This window comes from Qingrenia yutianensis (genome assembly GCF_014385105.1).
GTDB lineage: Bacteria > Bacillota > Clostridia > UMGS1810 > UMGS1810 > Qingrenia > Qingrenia yutianensis.
The window spans coordinates 1-3,084 of sequence record NZ_JACRTE010000045.1 but is presented as its reverse complement, the minus strand read 5'-3'; the positions used below and the strand labels follow the sequence as shown (position 1 = coordinate 3,084).

General features: G+C 35.1%; 3 protein-coding genes. All 3 read left to right on the top strand.

Annotated features, from left to right (window positions below):
* Nucleotides 1-183 precede the first annotated feature (183 nt).
* The 3 genes from H8706_RS11830 (at nucleotide 184) to H8706_RS11820 (ending at nucleotide 2,428) form a co-directional block, all read left to right on the top strand.
* Complete coding sequence (locus tag H8706_RS11830) at nucleotides 184-390, top strand: hypothetical protein (protein WP_262432798.1); 207 nt, start codon at nucleotides 184-186, stop codon at nucleotides 388-390.
* Nucleotides 391-561: 171 nt separating this feature from the next.
* On the top strand, nucleotides 562-1,335 hold the full coding sequence (locus tag H8706_RS11825; RefSeq protein ID WP_262432797.1) for a hypothetical protein: 774 nt from the start codon (nucleotides 562-564) through the stop codon (nucleotides 1,333-1,335).
* Nucleotides 1,336-1,558: 223 nt separating this feature from the next.
* A complete protein-coding gene (locus H8706_RS11820) occupies nucleotides 1,559-2,428 on the top strand; it encodes an Abi family protein (RefSeq protein WP_262432796.1) in 870 nt (289 codons plus the stop codon).
* Nucleotides 2,429-3,084: the final 656 nt, after the last annotated feature.

Below are 3,084 nucleotides of genomic sequence, written 5' to 3'. Positions count from 1 at the left end.
AAAAAATAGAGGTTGCACTGTTCGACGCAGTTACGCTCACAGTGAATATATAAGGGTGGCAGAAATGTATTACAAATTCAGCGACAGCAAAGGGAATATACGTTGGTATAAACTTAAAAACAGAGATGAAGCATATCGTTTCGCTTATGTATACGGATTATGCTTCCCGGTCAGATGATCGATATGTCTTGTTACGAATTAGTTGTGATTTATGATAAAGAATACGGTGAGGTTATAGCCTTTGAAAGCGACAGATTTATGAATGATTCAAACGACATTGTAAATGAGGCAATAAATCTTAAACTGTTCGATGAAAAATACCGTGATAAGGTACGGTGGGCGCAGTGCGTGTCCGAGTACGAATTTGAATATATAAAAAAGAGGAGGTAAGCAAAGAATGAAAGCGGCTGCATACATAAGAGTCGGCAAAAAAGAGCAGTTAGATTATGCTCCGGCAAATAATAAACCGACACTCAAACAGAAAGACAACAAGAAAAAATAAAGATCAAAAGCAGTTCCTTGCACGGAGCTGTTTTTTGTTTGCGGAAAGGAGATAAAAGTATGATTACCCGTGATATATTGAAAGCAGAGTCTTTGGCTGAATTACTGAACGCAATAGATGACTTCTGCAAGGAAGCAATTGTAAGGGATAACGATGATGTATGTATGGAACTGAAAGAAAGGCTTGATTGTGCAGACGGAAATGATTATTTTATAATTCTTTCGTCATATATGGCTGCGGCAGATAACGGCGATGAGGTCATAGATGCCCTGTGCGAGTTTGCGGCGAATTGCAGGACTTTTGAGGAGCCGGAGGACAGTACAGCCGAACAGATGACCAAAGAGGAATTTGAGGCGGTTTTGGACGAATGTGAGACAAAATGTGCGGCGGTAAGCTGCATAGAAACGGTGTGCAGCATAAATATCGCTGAAATCCCGATGCAGCAGAAAAAGATGGAGAACACGCTTGTTAAAAAGAATAATGCTTTTAATATTCTATTACCTAAACTGTGTGTTCACGAGGACAGGGAAACATATATTTCAAATCTGATAGGCACGATGCTTTATGAGGTTATAAGCGTGAAACTTTCGCCTCAATATATTTTGCAGGAGATACATAGATATATTCCGGAAAGCAGAAAATATAACAAAAGCGTTAAAGAACTATTCTGTATGTATTTCGGACGAGTGTTGAGATACAAAAGCCGAAAACCGGCTATTTATACGCATTTTGATGAACATATGCAGAATGTTATTGTGATGGAATTCTATAAGCGAGTTATACAGGCATATATTAACTATGAAAATTGTGGTGATATGCCAGCAACGCATTAGACAATGTCATTTTCTGAAATTGTAGACATAATAATTATTTAGTAGAATATAAAAGTATGTGAGGGAATAAAATTTGCCTGTTTGATTAAAAAAATTAATGCTAATTTCGTGAAAAGTATTGACATTTCCATTAAAAATGAGTATAATAACATTAACAGAACCCGACACGCCTCTCAACGATGCGGACCACGTCGGGTCATTTAATTTATACGGAAGTGAAAAGATGGAATTGAAAAAGCATCAAGTCCCTATGACTATAGATGAACAGGTTGAGAATCTAAAAGAACTCGGTCTTGTTATAAATGACGAGGAAGCAGTTAAAGAATTTCTTAATGATGTGTCTTATTTCAGATTGATAAAAGCATATAGCATAGGACTCAAAAAGAAAAATGACAATTACAATCAGGGAGTTACATTTGATATGATAAAGGAATTGTATCTGTTCAATTGTAATTTCAGACAGGCATTGTTTGCTCAAATTGAAAAAGTAGAAATAAATTTGAGATGTCGAATTGCAAACCATTTTTCGTATAAATACGGCAACTTTGGATATGAGGACGCTGCTAATTTTGAAAATGAAGATTATCATAGTCACTTCTTGGCAGAAATAAATAGTGAGGTCGATAGAAATAGCAAATCTGCTTTCGTTAAGAATTTCAGAAACAACTATGAAACGGATAAAATCCCGATGTATGCCTTAATTGAATTGTTCAGTTTCGGAACTTTGTCTAAGTTTTATAAAAATATGAAACAGGAAGACAAGAAAGTGGTAGCTCGGATATATGGTGTTAAATATACATATCTTGAAAGCTGGATTGAGCATATAGCATTTGTCAGAAATATATGCGCACATTATGGAAGGTTGTATAATGTAAATCTTTCAAAAACACCTGCGCTGTATAAGCAGTATACAAAGCAGGGAATAAGCAGCGTGAGAGTATTTGCCACATTGGTGTGTTTAAGCAATATTCTTCCGAGGGATAGACATTGGAATGATTTTATTGATCTAATTGAAACTTTGCTCGATAAGTATCCAAATGTTAAAATGGAACTTATGGGATTTCCGACTAATTGGAAGGATGTTCTTATATAGAAGTTTATTGAAGTGATTCAAAATGCCAGACATTGTCTGGCATTTTGTCTTGGTCTCATTATTGCGAACTTTTAAGCATATCAATAAAGATAAAAGAAGCTTTTACGAAAAAGAGGCTGAAAAAGCAGGATGGTCTATCAAAGAACTAAAAAGACAAATTTCAACATCTCATATATCCCGGATAAAGAATTGTTGATAAAGCAAGTCGAAACGGTATTGAATGAATGGCATGACAGGAAGAATTAAAGAAAAATTATCAGCGCCCGAATTTCAGTGAGTTCAAAATAATACTTGACAAAATAAAGATTATGGTGTATAATGTAAACATAATCTGATGTGTTTCTCAATGGTGCAGATCGTGTCGGGTTATTTTGGATTGAAAGCTGATTAGTAATTTTGAAATAAAAAGCATTCAAATAGGTGTATAGCTGGAAAGAAAATATTAGTCGTTGGTTCGAATTTTTGAGGCGAAAAGTCAAAACAGAAAATGTGTTTTGAACAGGCTCGCAAACCTTGATAAAATAAGGCTTTTGAGGCTGCATCTATAATGAACGTGAAAGCCAAAGTCCTTGAAATTAACTGTTTCAAGGACTTTTTCTTTTTACCGATTACAAATCAACTTATATAATATCAATACAAGATAAACACTTATACCT